This window comes from Brevundimonas lenta, from assembly GCF_014196335.1.
In the GTDB taxonomy this organism is placed as follows: Bacteria; Pseudomonadota; Alphaproteobacteria; order Caulobacterales; family Caulobacteraceae; genus Brevundimonas; species Brevundimonas lenta.
The window spans coordinates 611,783-631,785 of record NZ_JACIDM010000001.1; the positions used below are offsets into that span (position 1 = coordinate 611,783).

The 20,003-nt window shown below is 69.9% G+C and carries 19 protein-coding genes; 9 read left to right on the forward strand and 10 right to left on the reverse strand.

The genetic code is table 11. From position 1 onward, the window contains the following. Positions 1-3: 3 nt before the first annotated feature. Positions 4-1,035 carry a 2'-deoxycytidine 5'-triphosphate deaminase gene (locus tag GGR12_RS03120; protein ID WP_183202814.1) on the reverse strand — a complete coding sequence of 344 codons (1,032 nt, stop codon included), beginning with the start codon at positions 1,033-1,035 and terminating at the stop codon, positions 4-6. A gap of 92 nt (positions 1,036-1,127) precedes the next feature. On the opposite strand from GGR12_RS03120, the gene apaG reads away from it, so the two are divergent. After that, positions 1,128-1,535, forward strand: a complete 408-nt coding sequence (apaG, locus tag GGR12_RS03125) for a Co2+/Mg2+ efflux protein ApaG (protein WP_183202816.1) — start codon at positions 1,128-1,130, stop codon at positions 1,533-1,535. 211 nt (positions 1,536-1,746) lie between these two features. Here the strand turns inward: apaG and gcrA are convergent, their stop codons facing one another. Beyond that, entirely contained in the window at positions 1,747-2,271 is a 525-nt protein-coding gene (gcrA, locus tag GGR12_RS03130; protein ID WP_183202817.1) for a cell cycle sigma 70 cofactor GcrA, read from the reverse strand. 215 nt (positions 2,272-2,486) lie between these two features. Here gcrA and GGR12_RS03135 point away from each other — a divergent pair, with 215 nt between their 5' ends. The 5 genes from GGR12_RS03135 (at position 2,487) to argF (ending at position 7,162) form a co-directional block, all read left to right on the forward strand. Next, positions 2,487-3,308, forward strand: coding sequence for an ABC transporter permease (locus tag GGR12_RS03135; RefSeq protein WP_183202819.1), 822 nt, complete (start codon positions 2,487-2,489; stop codon positions 3,306-3,308). 67 nt (positions 3,309-3,375) lie between these two features. Beyond that, the gene (locus tag GGR12_RS03140) at positions 3,376-4,296 is read left to right on the forward strand and encodes a M28 family metallopeptidase (protein ID WP_183202822.1); all 921 of its coding nucleotides are present in this window, start codon (positions 3,376-3,378) and stop codon (positions 4,294-4,296) included. Continuing rightward, a complete protein-coding gene (locus GGR12_RS03145) occupies positions 4,293-4,811 on the forward strand; it encodes a YcxB family protein (protein ID WP_183202824.1) in 519 nt (172 codons plus the stop codon). The genes GGR12_RS03140 and GGR12_RS03145 overlap by 4 nt, the downstream gene beginning before the upstream one ends. Before the next feature lie 105 nt (positions 4,812-4,916). Beyond that, the gene (locus GGR12_RS03150; protein WP_183203737.1) at positions 4,917-6,098 is read left to right on the forward strand and encodes an aspartate aminotransferase family protein; all 1,182 of its coding nucleotides are present in this window, start codon (positions 4,917-4,919) and stop codon (positions 6,096-6,098) included. Between the two features lie 149 nt (positions 6,099-6,247). Beyond that, on the forward strand, positions 6,248-7,162 hold the full coding sequence (gene argF / locus GGR12_RS03155; protein ID WP_183202826.1) for an ornithine carbamoyltransferase: 915 nt from the start codon (positions 6,248-6,250) through the stop codon (positions 7,160-7,162). A 3-nt stretch (positions 7,163-7,165) separates the two neighbouring features. Here argF and GGR12_RS03160 read toward each other — a convergent pair whose 3' ends face one another. Together GGR12_RS03160 and GGR12_RS03165 are read right to left on the reverse strand one after the other, a co-directional pair. Next, positions 7,166-7,669, reverse strand: coding sequence for a pyridoxamine 5'-phosphate oxidase family protein (locus tag GGR12_RS03160; protein WP_183202828.1), 504 nt, complete (start codon positions 7,667-7,669; stop codon positions 7,166-7,168). 81 nt (positions 7,670-7,750) lie between these two features. Further along, positions 7,751-7,957 (reverse strand): hypothetical protein, encoded by a 207-nt coding sequence (locus GGR12_RS03165; RefSeq protein ID WP_183202830.1) that lies wholly within the window; start codon positions 7,955-7,957, stop codon positions 7,751-7,753. Between the two features lie 219 nt (positions 7,958-8,176). Between GGR12_RS03165 and GGR12_RS03170 the strand changes: the two genes are divergently transcribed. The 3 genes from GGR12_RS03170 to GGR12_RS03180 all read left to right on the forward strand — a co-directional run bounded on the left by GGR12_RS03170 (position 8,177) and on the right by GGR12_RS03180 (position 12,803). Next, positions 8,177-10,954: a hypothetical protein gene (locus GGR12_RS03170; RefSeq protein WP_343053072.1), complete on the forward strand. Its 2,778-nt coding sequence runs from the start codon at positions 8,177-8,179 to the stop codon at positions 10,952-10,954. A gap of 119 nt (positions 10,955-11,073) precedes the next feature. After that, positions 11,074-11,994: a sulfite exporter TauE/SafE family protein gene (locus GGR12_RS03175; protein WP_183202832.1), complete on the forward strand. Its 921-nt coding sequence runs from the start codon at positions 11,074-11,076 to the stop codon at positions 11,992-11,994. Then, positions 11,994-12,803, forward strand: coding sequence for a TIGR02186 family protein (locus GGR12_RS03180; RefSeq protein WP_221212185.1), 810 nt, complete (start codon positions 11,994-11,996; stop codon positions 12,801-12,803). The genes GGR12_RS03175 and GGR12_RS03180 overlap by 1 nt, the downstream gene beginning before the upstream one ends. Here GGR12_RS03180 and GGR12_RS03185 read toward each other — a convergent pair. The 6 genes from GGR12_RS03185 to GGR12_RS03210 all read right to left on the reverse strand — a co-directional run bounded on the left by GGR12_RS03185 (position 12,790) and on the right by GGR12_RS03210 (position 19,954). Next, positions 12,790-13,383 (reverse strand): hypothetical protein, encoded by a 594-nt coding sequence (locus GGR12_RS03185; RefSeq protein WP_183202834.1) that lies wholly within the window; start codon positions 13,381-13,383, stop codon positions 12,790-12,792. The two genes, GGR12_RS03180 and GGR12_RS03185, sit on opposite strands and share 14 nt — an antisense overlap. After that, positions 13,384-14,475, reverse strand: a complete 1,092-nt coding sequence (gene hisC, locus GGR12_RS03190; protein WP_183202836.1) for a histidinol-phosphate transaminase — start codon at positions 14,473-14,475, stop codon at positions 13,384-13,386. An 8-nt stretch (positions 14,476-14,483) separates the two neighbouring features. Beyond that, on the reverse strand, positions 14,484-15,167 hold the full coding sequence (locus GGR12_RS03195) for a hypothetical protein (RefSeq protein ID WP_183202838.1): 684 nt from the start codon (positions 15,165-15,167) through the stop codon (positions 14,484-14,486). Continuing rightward, positions 15,167-16,207: a DUF2125 domain-containing protein gene (locus tag GGR12_RS03200; RefSeq protein ID WP_183202840.1), complete on the reverse strand. Its 1,041-nt coding sequence runs from the start codon at positions 16,205-16,207 to the stop codon at positions 15,167-15,169. The genes GGR12_RS03195 and GGR12_RS03200 overlap by 1 nt, the downstream gene beginning before the upstream one ends. A gap of 37 nt (positions 16,208-16,244) precedes the next feature. Further along, positions 16,245-19,067: an ATP-dependent DNA helicase gene (locus tag GGR12_RS03205; RefSeq protein ID WP_221212248.1), complete on the reverse strand. Its 2,823-nt coding sequence runs from the start codon at positions 19,065-19,067 to the stop codon at positions 16,245-16,247. Between the two features lie 77 nt (positions 19,068-19,144). Then, a complete protein-coding gene (locus tag GGR12_RS03210; RefSeq protein ID WP_183202844.1) occupies positions 19,145-19,954 on the reverse strand; it encodes an MBL fold metallo-hydrolase in 810 nt (269 codons plus the stop codon). Positions 19,955-20,003 lie beyond the last annotated feature (49 nt).

A 20,003-nucleotide genomic window follows, 5' to 3' on the forward strand; every position in this document is an offset into this window, starting at 1 on the left:
CGATCAGCCCCAGGGGCGGAAGTGTTTCGACAGCTTCAGCCCCTGCTTCTGGTAGTGGCTGCCGCCCTCGCCGTAGAGGCGCGACGGCCGCTCGGTCAGCGGCTCATAGACCAGCCGCGCGACGATCTGGCCGTGCTCCAGCAGGAACGGCGTGTCGTGCGTGCGCACCTCCAGCACGCCTTTCGAGCCCGCGCCGTGCGCCTCGTCCGTGCCGAAGCCAGGATCGAAGAAGCCCGCGTAGTGCACCCGGAACTCACCCACCGACGGATCGATCGGCGTCATTTCCGCCGCCTGGTCCACCGGGATCTCGACGTCGTCCGACGACGCCAGGATGTAGAACTCGCCCGGATCCAGCAGCAGCTCCCCGCGCCGCAGGATCTGCGGCTCCCAGAAATCACGCGGATCGTGGCCGTCGATGTTGTCCAGGTCGACCACCCCGGCGTGGCGACGCCCGCGGAAGCCGACGATGCCGCCGTCCGAGCCGGTCAGATCGACGCCGACCGAGCGGGTCTCCAGCTTCGGCGGCTCGCCGGCCTTGAGGCGCAGCTGGTTCAGGCGCGTGCCCGGACGCACGAGGATGGAGAAGGTCTGCGGCGCGATCTCGAGATACAGCGGGCCGTCATAGCCTTCATCGACATCGTCGAAGCTGCCGCCGCGATCGGTCAGCAGGCGCACGAAGACGTCCACGCGGCCGGTCGAGCTCTTGGGATTGGCGCGGGCGATCAGCCCCTTGGGCAGGGACAGGCGCTCCTGCAGGCGGGCGATGTAGACGCAGCCCTTCTCGAGCACGAAGCCCGGCGACAGGTCGACCGTATGCATGGCCACGTCGGCGATGCGGTCCTCGACCTTGCGCTTGCCGGGCAGGAAGGAGGCGCGCACGCGCCAGGCCTGGTCGGACAGGCGCAGGTCAAGGCTGGCGGGCTGGACCTGATCGAAATCGAAGGGGGTGTCGGAGGTGATGGCGCCGGCGGCGATCAGGACCTCGATGGACTGGCAGGGCAGGATGCCGGGGGTGGTGTGTTCGAAAGACGTCATAGGTCCCGCTTACACGATTTTTCGGCCTGTCTCGCCTGTCCCGATCAGGCGAGTGCGCTTGACGTGTGCGGGCGTTCAGCGACCATGCGCGCATGTATGAAAGCCGCGCGTACGAAGCCGAAACCGACGGGATCGTGGTGCGCGTCAGGCCCAGCTATCTGGCCGGTCAGTCAGATCCGGACGCGGGTCGCTGGGTGTGGGCCTACCAGGTCGAGATCCTGAACCTGACGCCGTCGCCGGTGCAACTGGTGGCGCGCCGCTGGACGATCACCGACGCCCGCGGACACGTCGAGGAAGTGCGCGGCCCGGGCGTGGTCGGCGAGCAGCCGACGATCCAGCCGGGCGACAGCTATTCCTACGCCTCGGGCACCTCGCTGGGCACGGGCTCGGGCTCGATGGTCGGGGTCTATTCGATGGTCGACGACTTCGGCCGGACCTTCGAGGCGAACATTCCCGCCTTCAGCCTCGACGTGCCGGGCGGGCGACGGGTGCTGAACTAGAGCTTCAGCCAACAAAAAAGCCCGCCTTGCGGCGGGCCGGTGAGGGGGCTGCGTCAACCCGGATAACCGCAGCCCCGCCCCGGACTCCGAAACCGCGGCGGGCGGATCCGGAGGCGGACGGCCGCCCCTCTAGGGGGCGTCTGTGTCGGTCATGCGACCAAAAGGCGACGGGCGCGCGAAGTGATCGCGCGCCCGTCTGATTTTCGAACGGTTAGATGTAGCGGCGCAGCGAGCGGGCCAGTTCAGAGGCGCCGTCCTTGCCGCCCTTGCGGACCTGCGGCTGGTAGGCGACGCGGGCGTGCTCGACGCAGTAGACGCCTTCCGAGGAGCGGCGGCCGCAGAAGCTGAACTCGTTCGACGACGGGTCGCCGATCGGCCATTTGCACATGTGGGCGCCCAGGGTCATGACCGTGGCGGTGCCCGGCAGGTCCGGGATCTGCGCCGGCGTCGGGGCGACGGGCGTGACGGGGCGCGGTTGGGCGGCCTCGATGCGGCGCGGAGCCGACGGCGCCTGGGTCGGTTGCGCGGCGGGGCGCGGGCGCGACGGGCGGAAGGTTGCCCGGGCCGGCTGCGACGGCGCGGCGCGGCCCGACAGGCCCAAGCGGTGCACCTTGCCGATCACGGCGTTGCGGGTGACGCCGCCGCCCAGCTGTTTGGCGATCTGGCTCGCCGACTGGCCTTCCAGCCAGAGCTTCTTCAGCGCGCCGACGCGATCTTCTGTCCAGCCTGCGGTCATGGTGGGCCCTCCGGGTGGCGATTCAACATCCAGGGTCTCAGCTCCCTCCCGGGGCCTCTGACCTACCACTAATCGTAAACCAGCCCTTAAAACGCGCAATATGTGCGAATCACTCCGTCCACAGGAACTACATCTAGTATGGTTAAGGCGGTGACGGAGCGGCCGGCCTGCGTAGGCCCCTTGCGCAAACGTGGCCTGGACCGCATCTGGCCGGCATGACCGATCTCGCCTCGACCCGCCCCTCGGGCCTGCCGCAGCCGCGCCGCTACCACGGCGTCAACTGGGAAGGCGTGAAGACCCTGTACCTCAAGGAGGTCCGGCGCTTCTGGAAGGTCGGCGCGCAGACGGTGGCGGCGCCGGTGGTCACCACCCTGCTGTACATGCTGGTCTTCGTGGTGGCCCTGAAGGGCGCCCGGCCGCCGATCCACAACACGCCCTTCGCCGAGTTCGTGGCGCCGGGCCTGATCATGATGGCGATCCTCAACAACGCCTTCGCCAACGCCTCGTCCAGCCTGATCCAGGCCAAGATCATGGGCACCTCGACGGACTTCCTGACGCCGCCGCTGAGCCCGCTGGAGCTGACCATCGGCTTCTCGCTGGGGGCCGCCACGCGCGGCATCGTGGTCGGGCTGGTGACGGCGATCTGTGTCCTGCCGTTCGCCAAGCTGGGCGTCGCCAATGTGGCGGCCATCCTGTGGTTCAGCCTGACCGCCTCGCTGATGATGGGCATGATCGGCGTCTTCGCCGGCCTGTGGGCCGAGAAATTCGATCAGCTGGCGGCGGTGCAGAACTTCCTGATCATGCCGATGACCTTCCTCAGCGGCACCTTCTATCTGGTCGACAACCTGCCCGAGCCGTTCGCGACCATCAGCCACTTCAACCCGATCTTCTACATGATCGACGGCTTCCGGTACGGCTTCATCGGCCATGCGGAGTCCAACATCGCCGTCGGCGTGGCGATGAGCGGCCTGCTCACCCTGATCATGGCCTGGGCCTGCTGGCGGGTGTTCAAGTCGGGCTGGCGCCTGAAGTCCTGACAGCGTTTTAAGGTGCGCGGCCGCTACGGCCGCGCTAGCCATGGCGTCTGTATTTCAGGGGGATGTCATGCTGTTTCGTTCGCTCGCCGCCGCCGCGGCCGTGCTCGCCGTATCGTCGCCGGTCGCCGCGCAGGACGTGGACCTGCGCGCGCAGGTCGCGGCCTTCATCCAGCCGACCAACGCCGCCCGCACCGACGTCGTCGTGTCGCAGCTGCGCGCCGCCGGGTTCGATCCGGTCGTCGAGACCTTCGTCGGCGGCGAGACGGACGCCCCGATGGAGGGCCGTAACGTCGTCATCACCATCGGCGACGGCCCGCGCGAAATCCTGCTGACCGCCCACTATGACGCCGTCGTCCTGCGCGACGGATCGATGTCGCAGGGCGTGGTCGACAACGCGGCCTCGGTCGTCGGCGTCATCGAGGCGGCGAAGATCCTGCGCACCAGGAACCTGAACCACCGGGTGCGGATCATCCTGTTCGACCAGGAGGAGCTGGGCCTGATCGGCGCGCGCAAATGGGTCGAGGCGCACGGCCTGACCAACGTCGCCGTCGTGGTGAACTCGGACGTCGCAGCCTATGGCGACACCATGATGTACGGCCTCAACAACGGCGCGCAGTCGACGGGCGTGGTCCGCGCCGTGCGTGAAGTCTGCGCCGAGCGCGCGATGAACTGTGTCGGCTTCCCGGTCTATCCGCCGTCGGACGATCGCGTCTTCTCCGGCGCCGGCCTCGGCCGCCAGTCGGCGCCGGGCCCCGTGGTCCCGACCATCTCGCTGGGCTTCCAGGATCATGTCGGCGCCCACCAGATGTGGCTGGCCTTCAACGGCGGCCAGAACACCGGCCTGGCCGAAGGCTTCGTGCCGCAGGTGTTCCAGCTGATCCACTCCCATGGCGACACCATGGAACACGTCGATCCGGCGACCCTGAAGCTGTCGGGCGAGACCTATGCGGCAGTAGTGGAGCGGTTGGATCGGCAGCTGTCGCAATGATCGAGGTCAAGGGCGTCGTGCCTGTGCCGGCAGGGTTCAGGCCGGTTCGGGCGCTCGGTCCGCTACGCTGGCTGATCAAGCTCCCTGACCTGGTCGTGCTCGGCCTTCCACTGGTGATGGTCGCCGTTGCTGTCCGCGTAGCTGACGGCGTCGGCTTCCTGCTCTTCATGACCGTGCTGATTGGCATCGTGGTCTGGATAGTCGCGAATTCCATCGTCCGGCGTGTGGCCGCTGGGCAGTGGCGCAAGTCGCCCACCTGGCCGCTGGCCAATGATTGGCATCTGGACGACGGCGGAGTCACGATCACCGACGGCGCATTCAAGCTGACCATGAAGTGGGAGGCGATCATCGCAGTTCGCGAGGAACGGGACCGCTTCCTGTTTCACGGTACTCCCGTATCGGCCAACGCCCTGCCGATTCAGTTCCTGGATGCTGGCCGCAACCAGATCGGCGACATTCGGGCCCTGGTCGCCAAGGTGACCGCGGAAGGCCGTCTCGGCCGCGGTGTTGACTAACCCCAGTCGTCGTCCGACAAGGCCTGACCCTTTTTCCGGCTCCGTCGCGCCCGCGGCGGGGCCGTCTCTCTTCTGGAGGCCAGTCCCGTGTCCCAAGAACATCTGATGGGTGTCTACAACCGCGCGCCGCTCGAGGTTGAACGTGGTCTGGGCGCGCGTCTGTGGGCGACGGACGGCACGGAATACCTCGACTGCGTCGCCGGCATCTCGACCAACGGCCTGGGTCATGCCCATCCGAAGCTGGTCCAGGCGGTCAAGGACCAGGCGGAGAAGCTCTGGCACGTCTCCAACATCTTCCGCATCCCCGGCCAGGAAGCCCTCGCCGACCTGCTGTGCGAGAAGTCGTTCGCCGACGTGGTCTTCTTCACCAACTCGGGCACCGAGGCGGTCGAGTGCGCCCTGAAGACGGCGCGCAAGCATCACGTCGCCAACGGCCAGCCCGAGCGCATCGACATCTACGGCTTCGACGGCTCGTTCCACGGCCGCACCTATGGCGCCATCAACGCCGCGGCCAACCCGTCCTACACCGAAGGCTTCGGGCCCAAGATGGAGGGCTTCCACCAGCTCATCTGGGGCGACAAGGCCGCGCTGGAAGCCGCCTTCCGCAACCCGACCACGGCCGCCATCATCCTCGAGCCCGTGCAGGGCGAGGGCGGTTGCCGCGCCACGCCGGACGAAGAGCTGCGCTGGATGCGCCAGATGGCCGACGAGACCGGCGTGCTGATCATCTTCGACGAGGTCCAGTGCGGCATGGGCCGGACCGGCAAGCTGTGGGCCCACGAATGGGCCGGCATGACCCCGGACATCATGGCCATCGCCAAGGCGCTCGGCGGCGGCTTCCCGATAGGCGCCTGCCTGGCCACGACCGATGCGGCCAAGGGCATGACCGTCGGCGTGCACGGCTCGACCTTCGGCGGCAATCCGCTGGCCATGGCCGTCGGCAAGGCCGCCTTCTCGGAACTGTCCAGCCCGGACACCCTGGCCCACGTGAACGAGGTCGCCGGCTATCTGAAGCAGCAGCTGCACGGCCTGCAGCAGCGCTTCCCGGACGTCATCGTCGATGTCCGCGGCAAGGGCCTGCTGATCGGCGTCAAACTGGTCCCCAACAACCGCGAATTCATGGGCTGGGCTCGCGATACGCAGCAGCTGCTGGTCGCCGGCGGCGGCGACAACTGCGTGCGCATCCTGCCGCCGCTGATCCTGACGCTGGACGAGGCCCGTGAGGCCGTCGAACGCTTCGAGCGCACCTGCGAGGTGGCGCGCGAGAAGATGGCGGCGGCCTCGTAACATCTTGTCCGCTCATCCCCGCGAAAGCGGGGACCCAGTTCTGTCGCTCTAGCGCCGGAGGTTGGGATGAGCAGTTGAATTCCAACCGGTGACAGCCGTCGCCCAAAGCCCTGGGTCCCCGCTTTCGCGGGGATGAGCGGAGATCAAAAATGGTCCGCCACTTCCTCGACATCTACCGGCTCGAAGCCGAAGAACTTCGCGCCATCCTGGACGACGCCCACGCCCGCAAACAGGCGCGCAAGGGCTGGCCGCAGGGCCGCGCGGACGCCGACGCACCGGCGAAAGACCGCGTGCTGGCCATGGTGTTCGAGAAGAACTCCACCCGCACCCGCTTCTCGTTCGACGCCGCCATCCGCCAGCTCGGCGGGGCGTCGATCATCGCCAACGCCGGCGACATGCAACTGGGTCGCGGCGAGCCGGTCGAGGACACCGCCCGCGTCCTGTCGCGCATGGTCGACGCCGTGATGATCCGCGCCAACAGCCATGAGGACGTCGAGCGCTTCGCCCGCGTCTCGACTGTCCCGGTCGTCAACGGCCTGACCGACCGCTCGCACCCGTGCCAGATCCTGGCCGACCTGCTGACCATCGAGGAGCATCTCGGGCCGATCGCCGGCAAGACGGTCGCCTGGGTCGGCGACGGCAACAACGTCTGCCACAGCTTCATGCACGCGGCGCCCAAGTTCGGCTTCCGCCTGCAGGTCGCCTGCCCGGCCGAGTACCATCCGGACCTGCACGACCTCGCCCGCGGCGGCGACTTCGTCAGCCTGACCAGCGACCCGCAGGAAGCTGTCCGCGGCGCTGACGTCGTCGTCACCGACACCTGGGTCTCGATGGGCGATCAGGACTACGAGGCCCGTCTGGAAGCCTTCGACGGCTATGGCGTCGACGACGCCCTGATGGACGCCGCCAACCCGAACGCGGTCTTCCTGCACTGCCTCCCCGCCCACCGCGGCGAGGAGGTCACGGACGCCGTCATCGACGGCCCACGCTCGCTGGTCTGGGACGAGGCGGAGAACCGCATCCACGCCCAGAAGGCCGTGCTGGCCTGGTGCTTCGCGGGCTAGGGCCTAGTTCAGCTTTACGTCCACGACGCCGCCGACGTCCGGAAGCGTCTTCGTGAGGTTGGCCTTGGCCACCTCGTAGAAGAAGCGGATCGGTCCCTGCTTCGACACCCAGATGCGACCGTCGTCCGCCACGAAGCGCAGCAACGTCAGATGCGGGTCGTCCTTGCCGTTCGGGTACCAGGCGGCGAGGATCGGGTTCCAGTAGCGGTCGATGCGCTCCTGATCATGGACGGCCGACAGGCTGCCGTGGATGCAGGCCCAGACCTCCTGGTCCTTCGATCCATAGGTGAACATCGCCGTCTGGCCCGGGATGCGGGCGTCGCGGGCAAGGTCGGTTTCGTCGCGGGTGAAGAACCAGATGACGCCCGTTTCCTCCTCGCGGAAGGCTGTCATGGGCTGGCTGTGATAGCCGGGCTGGTCGAGGCCCAGCATGCCGGTGTTGGACTTCTTGAGGTGGTCCCAGAACTCTTCCTCGGCCTCCGCGGCGGTCAGGATCTTGTCGCCCATCTCGTGTCTCCGGCTTGTTTCGGTGAACACGGGAAATCGTCTGCGACGCGAGAGGGTTCCGGGTCTTGTTCTCCGGAGGGCCTAGTAGGTCCGCTGCGGCACGCCCAGCAGGGTCCCCAGGTGGACCAGCAGGATGAACAGAACCGCGCCCGCCATCACCATGATGAACCGCCACGGCGCCATGCGGACGCCCTTCGACGGATCCCACGGCCGCGCGCCCCTCCAGCCCGCGAATACGGCGACCGTCAGGGCGATGGCGATCAGAATGAGGGTCACGGTCAGGGTCATCGGCGCCACGTGGCCCGCGAAGCAGCTCCGCGCAAGGTCCGAGTCCTTGCCGGGAGGTTAATCTTCACCGTCCGTTAACTACGTTGGGGCGACATATACGGGGAGTGTTCGGGCTTTCCACAGGAAGATGGCGAGACCCCTACATCTTGGGGTTAACCGCGAGTTTACACCCCTGATCTGGACGCTTAGCGTCTGGCTTGTAGGTCGGGAGGCGAATCAGTGAGCGCAGCCGCGCCGTGGAGCGTGAAGGGGATAGACCCCAAGGCTCGCGAGATCGCCAAGGACCTTGCGCGCCGTTCGGGCATGACGCTCGGCGAGTGGCTGAATTCCATGATCATCGAGGACGCCGAGCAGGACGAGGGCTACACGCCCATGCCCCGCCGCGCCCACGCCGCCGAATCGTTTGAACGCCGCGGGCGCACGCGCCGCCTTGATGACGCCTACGGCTCCGCCGGCGAGGATGTCTGGCAACGCCTGAGCGCCTCGGTCGACGCCATCGCCGCCCGGCTGGAAGCCGCGGAGCGCCGCTCGACCATCGCCATCCAGGGCGTCGATCAGGCCGTCACCGGTCTGGTTCGCCGGCTCGAGACCCAGGATCAGGACGGCCGCTCGTCCGGCCGCCGCATTGACGACATGGCCGAGGAACTGCGCGAGGGCCATCGCCGCCTGCGCAAATTCGAGCAGGAAGTCGGGCCGAAGACGACCGAGACCTTCGGCAAGGTCGAGGCCGGCCTCGGCGCGCTCGCCGGCCGTCTCTACGACATCGAGGAGCGCCAGCGCTCGGGCGTCAACGAACTCCGCCAGCGCATGGACACGGTCGAGAAGCTGGCCGGCCCCGGCGCAGGCGCCGATCTGCTGGCCCAGGTCGGCTCGCGGCTGGACCAGGCCCAGGCCCGCACTACCGACGCCCTGCGCGGTCTGGAGCGCTCGTTCGCCGGTCTGGATCAACGCCTCCGCGCCGCGGAAACCCGTGTCGAGCCTGAAGGCGCGCGCGAGGCCGCCCGCTTCGAAAAGTTGGCCGAAACCCTGAGCCGTCAGGTCGACGCCAACCGCACCGAGATGATGCGCCGGCTCGACACCGCCGAGTCCGAGAACCGGATGGACCGGATCGAGCGCGCGGTGCTGGCCCTGGGCGAACAGGTCAAGACCTCCGAGACCCGCTCGGCCAAGGCCGTCGAGGCCATGGGCCGCGAGGTCCTGCGCATCGCCGAGAACCTGAACGGCCGCGTCGGCCGGATCGAGACGGACACCCCCGCGCAGCTGGAGAAGCTGGGCGAGGCGCTGTCGCGTCGGGTCGAGTCCGACATGGGCCGTTTCGCCCAGGGGCTGGAACAGCGCCTCACCGCCGCCGACGACCGCCACGCACTGGCGCTCGAGAAGCTGGGCGGCGAGATCACCCGCATCTCCGACCGTCTCAGCGAGCGCATCGCCCAGTCCGAGCGGCGCTCCGCCCAGGCGCTGGAAGACATCGGCCGCCGCCTGACCGACAGCTCCAGCCGCATCGAGCAGCGCTACGACCGCGCCTCCGGCGAGCTGGCCGAGCGCATGCGCCTGTCGGAAGAGCGCACCGCCTCCCTGATCGCCGAGGCGCGCGAGAATATCGAGCGCCGCGCCGAAGCGGCGAAGCCGGCGCCGTCGCCGGTCGCGGACATCCAGCCCGACTGGCGCGCCGCCGCCTTCCCGGACGCGGCCTTCCCCGACGCTCCCTTCAGCGGCGCGACTTTCGAGGATCCGGAGTACGCCGAGCAGCAGGCATGGTCGGCCGAACTGGCCCCGCCCGATCCGGAACCCGCTCCGGCGCCCGCGCCGAAGGCCGCCCAGCCTGAAGTTCTCACCGCGGACGCCGTGTTCGACGCCGTCATGCGCGGCCCGCGCACCCTGGCCGAGCCGGTTCCGTCCGTGCCGTTCGGCAGCCGCGAGGCGGTCATGCCCTCGCCGGCCGAGGACCTGGCTCCGTTGCAACCCGCGCCGGCCCCGCCGTCGTTCGGACAAGGCTTCGGCGGCGCCGACGTGTCCGACGCCCTGGCCGCCACGGCGCCGGAGGCCTTCGACGCCGGCCCGGACGATTTCGCCGGCGAGACCGACTTCGTCGATCCGCGCGCGCTCCGCGCCGCCGCCGCCCAGGGCCGGGCCTCGCAGTCGACCCGCCACGCCATCGACGCCGCCCGCGCCGCCATGAACGAACCCGAGGCGGAGGCTCCGCGCACGGGCTTCGGCCTCAAGCGCGGCGGCAAGTCCCGCCTGCAGGAGCGGCTCGACAAGGCCCGCGACGGCGGCACGGTGCGCAAGGCGCTCGGCGCTTCGGCTGTCGCCGTGGTCCTGACCGCCGGCGGCGCTTTGGCCTTCAGCGAACTGACCGGATCGGGCGTGGACTTCACCGCCCTGGCCACGGGCGAGGCGAAGGCCGAGCCGATCGCGGCCCTGGCCACCACGGCGATCGATGCGACGCCCGTCGACACCGCGCGCGCCGCCGAACTGTACCAGCAGGCGGTGATCCAGCTGGACACCAACGATGCGGCGGGGGTCTCCACCCTGAAGCAGGCGGCTGACCTCGGCTATCCCGCGGCCCAGCTGCAACTGGCCGGCGCCTATCAGCAGGGCCTGTACGGCGTTCCGGTCGATCTCACCGAGACCCGCGCCTGGACGCGCCGGGCCGCCGAGCTGGGCGATCCGAAAGGCATGCACGCCTACGGCATGACCCTGTTCGACGGCATCGGCGGCGAGAAGAGCCCGGCTGACGCCCTGATGTGGCTGACGCGCGCGGCCGAGCGCGGCTACGGCGACAGCCAGTACAACCTGGCCTTCCTGTATGAGAAGGGCGAGGATGGCGTCACCGCCGACCTGGTCCAGGCCTACAAATGGTATCTGATCGCCGCGCGCGGCGGAGACGCCGACGCCCAGGCCGCGGTCGCTCGCCTGCGGGACGGGATGTCCGCCGCCGACCGGGTCAAGGGCCGCGCCCAGGCCGAACGCTTCACGGTCGCGCCGCTCGCCTGATAGGCGCGCCGCGCGCCTGACCGGCGCATCCGGTGGCGGGCCCCGCCGGTTGCGTGCAGGATACGATTCACCGTCGCCTTTCCGGCGCCTGACCTCAGTTCCAGCCGAAGGCGCGTCCTTTGGATATCTATCTGCCGATCGCCGAGGTTTCGGTGAACTGGCCGCTCCTGGTTCTGCTGGGAGCGACGGTCGGATTCGTGTCCGGATTGTTCGGGATCGGCGGCGGCTTCCTGATGGCGCCGATCCTGATCTTCCTCGGCATCCCGCCGTCCGTGGCCGTCGCCAGCCAGGCCAGCCACGTCGTCGCCTCCTCGACCTCGGGCGTCATCGCCTACACCAACCAGAAGGCGGTCGACTGGCGCATGGGCGGGGTCATGGCCGCCGGCGGCGTCATCGGCGCCTTCGCGGGCGTGGAGCTGTTCCGCTACCTGCGCCTGCTCGGTCAGGCCGACCTGGCGGTGGCCCTGGCCTATCTGCTGTTCCTCGGCGCTATCGGCACCCTGATGCTTTACGAGAGTCTCGGCGAAATCCTGAGGCGGGTGCGCGGGGACGTCGTTCCGCACAAGGAGCGTCGCCGGCCGCTGTGGCTGTACGGCCTGCCGCTGAAGATGCGCTTCCCGCGGTCGGGCCTGTACATCAGCGCCATTCCGCCCTTCGGCCTCGGCGTCTTCGCCGGGGTGCTGTCGGCGATCATGGGCGTCGGCGGCGGCTTCATCCTCGTGCCCGCCATGCTCTACGTCCTGCGCATGCGGGCCGGCGTAGTGGTCGGCACCAGCCTGTTCCAGATCATCATCACCACCGCCGTCACCACCATCCTGCAGGCCGGTCGGAACCAGACGGTCGACATCGTCCTTTCGACCATCCTGCTGCTGGGCGGCGTCGTCGGGGCCCAGTACGGCGCCCGCTGGTCCGGCCGCTTCCGCGCCGAGGAGCTCCGCGCCGTGCTGGGGCTGATCGTCCTTCTGGTCGGCATCCAGATGGGGCTTGAGCTGTTCGTCCGGCCCAGCGACCTGTTCGCCTTCGCGCCGGGGGTGCAGTGATGATGCAGGCGCTTCCGCCCCCGCCGCCCGCTGTTGAGGCCCTCGCGCCCGAGCGCTCCGTCGCCACGACGGAGGAGGTCCGCGTCGCCGCCGCCCTGACCGACGCCCGGGTTATGGTCGATTCCAGCTTCCGCGGCGCCTCGATCGTGCTGTTCGGCGCCGTCTTCAATCCGACGGACGATCCGGCCGATGTCGTGGTCGTGGTGCGCGGGCCGGACGCTCCGGTGCGTCTGGTCAAGAAGACCCGCAACACCGGCGTCTGGCTCAACAGCCGGCCCGTCCTCTTCGAAGGCGCTCCGGGCTTCTACATGACCGCCTCGACCCGGCCGCTCAGCGATATCGCCGACTTCGGCCAGTTGCGGCGGCTGGGCGTCGGCCTCGACCACCTGCGCATCAACGCCCCGCAAGAGAGCCGCACCGTCACCCGCTACGGCGTGCGCGACGTGGTCGTAAGTCGGCTGGAGGACGACTACCTCGACTGGCGCCGCGCGGTGATCCGCCTGCGCGAGGGCGCGGCGCTCTACAACAGCGATCCGGAAGGCGTCGAGTTCGTCGACCGCGGCCTGTTCCGCGCCGAGGTCGAGCTACCGGCCGTCGCCCCGACCGGCGAGTATTTCGCCGAGGTCTGGCTGTTCCAGCAGGGCGAGCCGGTGTCGGTCAGCAACCTGACCCTGACGGTCGAGAAGGTCGGCATCGAGCGCGACATCTTCGAATTCGCCCACCGCCGTCCGTGGACCTACGGCCTGCTGTGCGTCCTGCTGGCCATGTTCACCGGCTGGGCGGCGAGCCGCGTGTTCAGGCGGCACTAGTACCGGGAGCCGCGGTTAGCGCCGCTTTCAGCTTCATCAGGCGCGGACGCAGCAGCCAGGCTCCGATTATCCAGTAGAGGAGCAGGACAAAGGTCCCCGCTACCTTGCCGTCAGACTGACCGGTGCGTCCCTCGAAGCGAACAAGTGTGGTGGCGGCAGTCCAGAAAGACGCCACATACGCAGCCGCTACGCCCATCCCCACCAGGTTGGGCCAGTATCCGATCGCCTCCAGCGTCGCCTCGTCCGACATCATGATGGCGGGACTCGCCAAGACGGCCAAAGCGCATCCGGCGCCGGCGAGCCAGAATGTCCAGTCGGACAGCCGGGATGTCCCTTCCTCACGCATCGCGAGGTGAGCGGCGCGGAAAACGCCGTGAACCCACGCGAGGGGCAGCAGAAAGGCCGACGCGAAGGACAAGGCTACAGCGAACGCGATTGGCCACGGAGCAGGGAAGATTGACCCAGCCGTATCGAAGGCGCCTCCCGCTTCGACGGAGCACAGGAGAGCCACAGCTGAAACGATCCATGCCGCCGTCAGCCAAAGGGGATGCAGGAACGCGAGTTCGACCTGTCGCCCCATCTAGCTTGCCGCGAACTCGCTCAGCGCATCCAGCACCGCCCGGTTCTGGTCCTCGGTGCCGACCGTGATGCGCAGGCAGTCGTGCAGGCCGTAGCCGCCGACCGGGCGCACGATGATGCCCCTGGTGTGCAGGTATTCGTTGGCGGCGGCGGCGTTGCGCTTCTCGTCCGGGAAGCGGACCAGGACGAAGTTCCCGGCCGAGGGGAAGACCTCGAAACCGAAGCCCTTGATGGCCTGGGTCAGGCGCGGACGCCAGGTCTGGACCAGGTCGCGCGACGCCTTCTGGTGCGCCTCGTCGCCCAGGGCGGCGACGGCGGCCTCGAGGCCCGGCACCGAGACGTTGAACGGCAGGCGGATGCGGTCGACGGCTTCCGCCACCTTCAGCGGCGCATAGCCGAAGCCGATGCGCAGACCGCCGAGGCCGTGGATCTTGGAGAAGGTGCGGGTGACGACGATGTTCTCCGCGTCGCGCGCCAGCGGCAGGCTGGTCTCCCAGTCCGGCTCGGCGACGAACTCGGCATAGGCCTCGTCAATGACCAGCAGCACATGGGCGGGCAGGGCCTCGTGCAGGCGGCGGGTCTCTTCGGCGGTGTTGTAGCTGCCGGTCGGGTTCGACGGGCTGGAGATGTAGACCAGCTTCGTCCGCTCATCGACCAGCGCGAGCAGGGCGTCGACCTCGGTGCGGAAGTTGGGCTCGGGAGCGAGGCGGACCTCGGCCTGGTTGGCCAGGGCCGAGATGCGGTAGGCGAGGAAGCCGTACTGGCCGGTGACGATGTTGTCGCCCGGGGTCAGATAGGTCTGGTTCAGCAGGGCGAAGACCTCGTCCGAGCCGTTGCCGAAGATCAGGCGCTCGGGCTCCAGCCCGTGATGGTCGGCGACCGCGTCACGCAGCTTCGTCGCCCGGCCGTCCGGATAGATATGGATGTTGCTCACGGCCGCCTGGAAGGCCTCGCGCGCCTTCTGGCCGGCGCCCAGCGCGTTCTCGTTCGACGACAGCTTCATCGGCTCGGCCACGCCGTCGATCTTCGACTTGCCGCCGACATAGGGGGCGATGTCGAGGATGCCGGGCTTGGGCGTGGGCAGATCGGTCATGGAGGCTCTCAGAATACGGGGGCGGCGCCGATGACGCCGGAAAGGCTGCCGGGCGCGGATGCGAGCCGCCCGTCCTCGGCCTGCACATAGCCCGCCAGAACGAACAGCTTCAACCCGCCTGCGGCGATCAGCGGCGACGCCGCCAGGCCGGCCGCGCCCAGGGCTTCGACTATGCGCGCGTCGGGCAGGGCGCTGTCGGTGGCCCAGAAGGTGCGGTCGTCGCCGGTCGGGCCGGGCGGCGCCTTGCGGACCATCAGCGCGCGCGGCAGGCCGGCGCCGTGATCGGGCAGGGCGCCGACGACGCGCAGCGCCGGTTCGGCCAGCAGCCGACCCCACCACGGCGACGATGTCGTCAGGTCCATCAGGGCTCGGGCGCCTTCCCGCACCGACGCCAGGGCGTTCTCGGGCTTCGACGCCATCCGCGCGCTGAGACCGAAGCGGTCGGCGGCCAGAACCTGGCTGGCGGGGCCCCAAACGATCAACGGCCCGCCCTGGGCGGCGTCGATACGCCCCAGCACCGATCGGGCGGCGGCGATCTCGGGCGGCGACAGACCCGCCAGGGCCTCGCGCAGTGCGACCGCGTCGGCGTCGGGCGTGGCGCGCGGCCCGGCGGCCAGACGGGCGCGGACGGCATGGGCGATGGCGCGGTCCAGCGCGAGACGCGCTGCGTCCTCAGGCGGCTCTTTCAGCATCAGAACAGCTTCGGCGCGGGAGCCAGGGCGAACGGACCAAGCCAGGTGCGGCCGTCGCGGAAGCGGATGACCAGATCCATTTCCCGGTCGCCGCGGACGGCCGTTGCGGCCGCCGCGCTGGCGGCCCCGACGCGATTGACCGCCCCGGTGCGCGAGCCGGCCAGCCCCTGAATGGCGGCCAGCGGCTGTTCCGCGGTCAGGGCGACCGCGCCCACCAGGCGGCCGTCTGGACCGGCGGACAGGGCGCTGCTGGTCATCCGGGCGCGGCTTTCGCCGGCGGTCAGGGTGCCCTGGATGTTGGTGACCCGGCCGCCCTGACGCGACCAGTTCGCCAGAATGCCGTCCTCGCCGCCCTCGGACAGCTGGCTGGCCCGGTCGACCACGCCCTCTACGTCGACGCTCAACCGGCCCTGCCGGGTCGCGCCCTCGACGGGGCCGCCCGGACGGCCGCGCGCGTCCACCAGGCGGAACAGGACGTCCATCTGGTCGGTCGACTGCTGTCCGTTGGTCAGGTGCGGGCGGGTGTAGAGCTCGATCCGTTCGGCCGACGAGATCGGGAACGGCTCGGCGTCGCGGTGCGAGGTGAAGACGGGCCGCACCATCTGCACCCGGAAATCGGGGAAGCGATCGCGCAGATGGCTGATGCTCAGCCGCATGGCGTCGCCGCGGATGCCGACCTTGCCCTTGTCCGGGCGGGTGAAGGTCACGCCCTGGGGCGCGAGGACGACCCAGCGGCCTGGGTTCCAGGCGTTGGCCTCGGCCACGAACTCGGGCGCGGCGATGCCGTGACCGGACGGGGCGACGACGTCGGCGTGCGGCACCGACACCCGCGCCCGGAAGGGCCAGCCGGTGGTGACGACGTCGGCGTGGGTGATCTGCCAGCCGTCGCGGCGCATCGCGGCGACCTGCAGGTCCAGCTGTTTCTCGATCTGACCGGCGAGGAAGAACCACCACCCGGTCCAGACGGCCAGCACCAGACCGACGATCACGAAGGGGGTGAACAGGCCGCGACGACGATGACGATACGCTGGTTCGGACATGGTCATCCCTTACCAGATCATGGCGACCTGCGCAGTGTCAGCGCAGGAAATCTCCGACCAGTTCCACCGCTTCGGCGAGTCCCATGCGCTGCACCTCGGTCCCCGGCGGCAGGCTGGCGAACAATCGGGTCGGACAGGCGGCGTCCAGCATGACGAAGACGCCCTTGTCGTCGGCCCGCCGGATCAGCCTTCCGAAGGCCTGGGACATGCGGGCGCGGGCCAGGGCGTCGTCGTAGGCGCGTGCCTGCGGGCCGCCGCCGAAACGCTCGCGCCGCGCCTTGTGCAGCAGGTCGGGGCGCGGCCACGGCACGCGGTCGAAGGCGAGGATGCGCAAGGACCGGCCCGGCACATCCACCCCGTCGCGCACCGCGTCCGTGCCCAGCAGGCAGCTGTCCTGCTCGGCCCGGAACACATCGACCAGGGCGCCGACCTCCAGCGGATCGACGTGCTGGGCGTAGAGCGGGAACCCCTGTTTCGCCAGGTCGGGGCCCAGCCGCTCATAGACCGCCTTCAGCCGGCGGATGGCGGTGAACAGGCCCAGGCCCCCGCCGCCGGCGGCGAGGAACAGTTCGCGCATCGCCGCCGCCGTCTGGCGCGTGTCGTCTTTCATCAGGTCGTTGACGACGATGACCCGGCTGTTGGCCGCATAGTCGAACGGACTTTCGACTTTCAGCGTCCGCGCCGGTTCGATCAGCCGCGCCGCGCCGCTGCGCAGCCGGGCAAGATCGAACGGATCGTCCGACATCGGATCGGACAGGGTGGCGGAGGTGATCAGCACCCCGTGCGACGGCATGACCACGGCGGCCTCCAGCGGCACGGTCGGGTCGATCCAGTGCCGGCGCAGGGCCACGTCATGGATGCGGCCGAAGGCGGCTTCGGCGCTCAGCCAGTCGACGAAGTCCGGATCCGGCTCGTCGCCCCCGACCTCCAGCGCCGCCAGCATCGAGCGCCAGCCGGGCAGGGTCATCCGGGCGCGGCGATCCAGGCCACGCAGCGCCCCCTCGATCCGGGCGCGCGACGAACCATCCAGCTCGGCCGCCTCGTCGTCGAGAATGTCTTCCAGATGCCGCGACAGGGCCAGCAGGGGCGCCTCCACAGCGGCCAGCGCCTTTGCCGCCTCCCGCGCCGCCTCCAGCACAGGCTCGGTGACCGGGCGCAGGCTGCATTCCATGCCGAACTCGCCGCCGCCGGCCGTCGCGTTCTCACTCGTCCGTGCACGGAGTTGTTCCAGCGCGGCGACCAGGAAGCGCTCGATCGGCCCGACCGGATTGACCTCGCCCGACGCCGGGGCGACCCGGCCGGACACGCCTTCGCCAGGCAGTTGGGCCGCGGCGCGGATGGCGTCCTGCAGAGCGCTGGTCGCGGCCTCGTTGTCGGCGCACAGGTCGCCCAGGCGCTGTTCCAGACCGCGCCCGCGACGGCCGCGCCCCTCCGGCCCCCGCAGCCAGCGTCGCAGCTCGGCCGCCTCCTGGCCCGACAGACAGGCGGAGAAGGCGCTGTCGGCTGCGTCGAACAGGTGGTGGCCCTCGTCGAAGACGACCCGCTTCAGCGCCGCCGTCTCGCCGTCCTGCTTCAGGCCCCGCGCCGACCGCGCCCCGTCGAAGGCGGCCTGGGTCATGACCAGCGCGTGGTTGGCGACGACCAGATCGGCGCGGCGGCTGGCGCGGATGGTCTTCTCGACGAAACAGGTGCGGTAGTGCGGACAGGCCGCGTGCACGCACTCGCCGCGCCGGTCGACCAGGTTCGCCGCGCTCGCCTGATGCGCCGCGCCCACCGCGAACAGCCCCGGCAGCCAGCCCGGATAGTCGCCGCCGGTCATGTCGCCGTCGCGCGAATGCAGCGCCCAGCGGCTGGCCAGCGCCATGCCGATCAGATCGCCGTTCCCCAGCTGCGCCGCCTGCACCATGTCCTGCAGGTTCAGCAGGCACAGGTAGTTCTCGCGCCCCTTGCGGACGACGGCCTTCTTCTTGCGCTCGGCCGGGTCGGGCCACAGCGCCGCGCTCTCGCGGTCGATCTGGCGTTGCAGGGCGCGGGTGTAGGTCGACACCCAGGCGGCCCCCTGGTTCCGCTCGGCCCACAGGCTGGCGGGGGCCAGATAGCCGAGCGTCTTGCCGGTGCCCGTCCCCGCCTCGGCCAGGAGCACGCGCGGCCGGCCCTCCTCGTTGCGCGGCGAGAAGGCGTAGGCGGCCTCGGCCGCATAATCGGATTGCGTGGGCCGGGTCTCGTCCAGCCCCGACGCCTGCAGCAGCTTCTCCAGCCGGATGCGGGCGCTCTCGCTGTCGACCGGCGCGGAGCCCGCCTCGCCCCGCGGCGCTTCGTCCTCCCACTCGGCCAGGCGCGACCAGACGTCGAGGCCAGAGCCGCGATGCTGGCGTTCGCGCAGCGGCTGGTGCTGCAGCGCCCCGCTGACGCGCCACGCCCAGCTCCAGCCCGCCCGGGCCAGGGTCTCGTTGAGCGTGAAAGCGTCCTCGCGGTTCGGATAAGCCGGATCGGCCAGTTCCTTCAGCAGGGCCGTCGCCGCAACCCGCAGCGCCGTCGCCTGGGCCTCCGCCCCCTTTGGCTCGGCCTGACCCATGGCCAGCGCCAGACCGCTGGGCGAGGGCGCGCAGAACCGCGCCGGCCGCACGAAGGCGAACAGCTCCAGCACGTCCAGCATCTCCGCCGACCGCGGCGGCGGCGCGATGCCCAGCCGCCGCGCGGTCAGGCTGGCGTGCGCCACCATCACCGGTCCGGTCGTGAACGCGCCCTCGGCCGCGCCGCGCCCGATCTTCCGCGCCCCCTCGTCGTCGCAGATCGCCCCCGCGCCCGGCGGCACGGCCAGGGCGGCGGGCAAATCCAGCCACGGCTCGGCGCCGGTCAGGCTTGCGGAGGATGTCAGGGAGTCGACGGACACGGTCCGTAGATAGCCGCTCCTGATGCGAAACGGAACGGGAACGTTCAGCCCGTCGCGCCCGCTCTTATGTTCGCCCTCAACGCCGGCTCCAGCAGCTTCGGTGGCGGCAGCGTCGCGTCTCTCGCGCTGCGCATGGCGACGAAGTCCGCCTCGCCCTTGCCGCCGCCGACGTGGATGTTGCCGTCGCGCTCGGCGCCGACCGTGGTCTCCCAGGCGAAGTGGGTGCGGCCGTCTTTCGGCAGGTAGTCGTGGCCGACGAAGACGCGCGTCTCGTCCGGCAGCGCCAGGATGCGCTGGATCGAGCCGTACAGCGTCGTTGCGTCGCCGCCGGGGAAGTCGGCCCGGGCGGTGCCGAAGTCGGGCATGAACAGGGTGTCGCCGACGAACACCGCGTCGCCGATCCGGTAGCTGATGCAGGCGGGGGTATGCCCCGGCGTGTGGATGACCTCGACCTCCAGCTCGCCCAGGGTGAAGCGGTCGCCGTCGGCGAACAGGCGGTCGAACACCTCCGAACCCGGATGCTCGACGCCGAAACGATCGGCGAAGGTTTCCTGCACCTCGGTGATCCGCGCGCCGACCCCGATCGGCGCGCCGGTCCGCTTGCGCAGGTGGTCGCCGGCCGACAGGTGGTCGGCGTGGGCATGGGTCTCCAGCAGCCACACCGGCTTCAGCCCGCGACCCTCGGCCTCGGCCAGCACGGCGTCGGCCGAGGCCGTAGTGCTTCGCCCGCTCTCCGCATCGTGGTCGAGCACCGGGTCGATGATCGCCGCGTGCCCCGTCGCCGGGTCGGAGACCAGGTAGGTCACCGTGTTGGTGGCGGGATCGAAGAAGGCCTGGACGGTCGGCGTGGGCATCGGGCGGCTCCTTCCCCCGCGCCAGAATACGACCACGGTTCGGTCGCCG

Bases quoted from the DNA above. Each gene is read 5' to 3' on its own strand.
- GGR12_RS03120 (WP_183202814.1), bottom strand. From the start codon at position 1,035: ATGACGTCTTTCGAACACACCACCCCCGGCATCCTGCCCTGCCAGTCC.
- apaG (WP_183202816.1), top strand. From the start codon at position 1,128: ATGTATGAAAGCCGCGCGTACGAAGCCGAAACCGACGGGATCGTGGTG.
- gcrA (WP_183202817.1), bottom strand. From the start codon at position 2,271: ATGACCGCAGGCTGGACAGAAGATCGCGTCGGCGCGCTGAAGAAGCTC.
- GGR12_RS03135 (WP_183202819.1), top strand. From the start codon at position 2,487: ATGACCGATCTCGCCTCGACCCGCCCCTCGGGCCTGCCGCAGCCGCGC.
- GGR12_RS03140 (WP_183202822.1), top strand. From the start codon at position 3,376: ATGCTGTTTCGTTCGCTCGCCGCCGCCGCGGCCGTGCTCGCCGTATCG.
- GGR12_RS03145 (WP_183202824.1), top strand. From the start codon at position 4,293: ATGATCGAGGTCAAGGGCGTCGTGCCTGTGCCGGCAGGGTTCAGGCCG.
- GGR12_RS03150 (WP_183203737.1), top strand. From the start codon at position 4,917: ATGGGTGTCTACAACCGCGCGCCGCTCGAGGTTGAACGTGGTCTGGGC.
- argF (WP_183202826.1), top strand. From the start codon at position 6,248: ATGGTCCGCCACTTCCTCGACATCTACCGGCTCGAAGCCGAAGAACTT.
- GGR12_RS03160 (WP_183202828.1), bottom strand. From the start codon at position 7,669: ATGGGCGACAAGATCCTGACCGCCGCGGAGGCCGAGGAAGAGTTCTGG.
- GGR12_RS03165 (WP_183202830.1), bottom strand. From the start codon at position 7,957: ATGACCCTGACCGTGACCCTCATTCTGATCGCCATCGCCCTGACGGTC.
- GGR12_RS03180 (WP_221212185.1), top strand. From the start codon at position 11,994: ATGATGCAGGCGCTTCCGCCCCCGCCGCCCGCTGTTGAGGCCCTCGCG.
- GGR12_RS03185 (WP_183202834.1), bottom strand. From the start codon at position 13,383: ATGGGGCGACAGGTCGAACTCGCGTTCCTGCATCCCCTTTGGCTGACG.
- hisC (WP_183202836.1), bottom strand. From the start codon at position 14,475: ATGACCGATCTGCCCACGCCCAAGCCCGGCATCCTCGACATCGCCCCC.
- GGR12_RS03195 (WP_183202838.1), bottom strand. From the start codon at position 15,167: ATGCTGAAAGAGCCGCCTGAGGACGCAGCGCGTCTCGCGCTGGACCGC.
- GGR12_RS03200 (WP_183202840.1), bottom strand. From the start codon at position 16,207: ATGTCCGAACCAGCGTATCGTCATCGTCGTCGCGGCCTGTTCACCCCC.
- GGR12_RS03210 (WP_183202844.1), bottom strand. From the start codon at position 19,954: ATGCCCACGCCGACCGTCCAGGCCTTCTTCGATCCCGCCACCAACACG.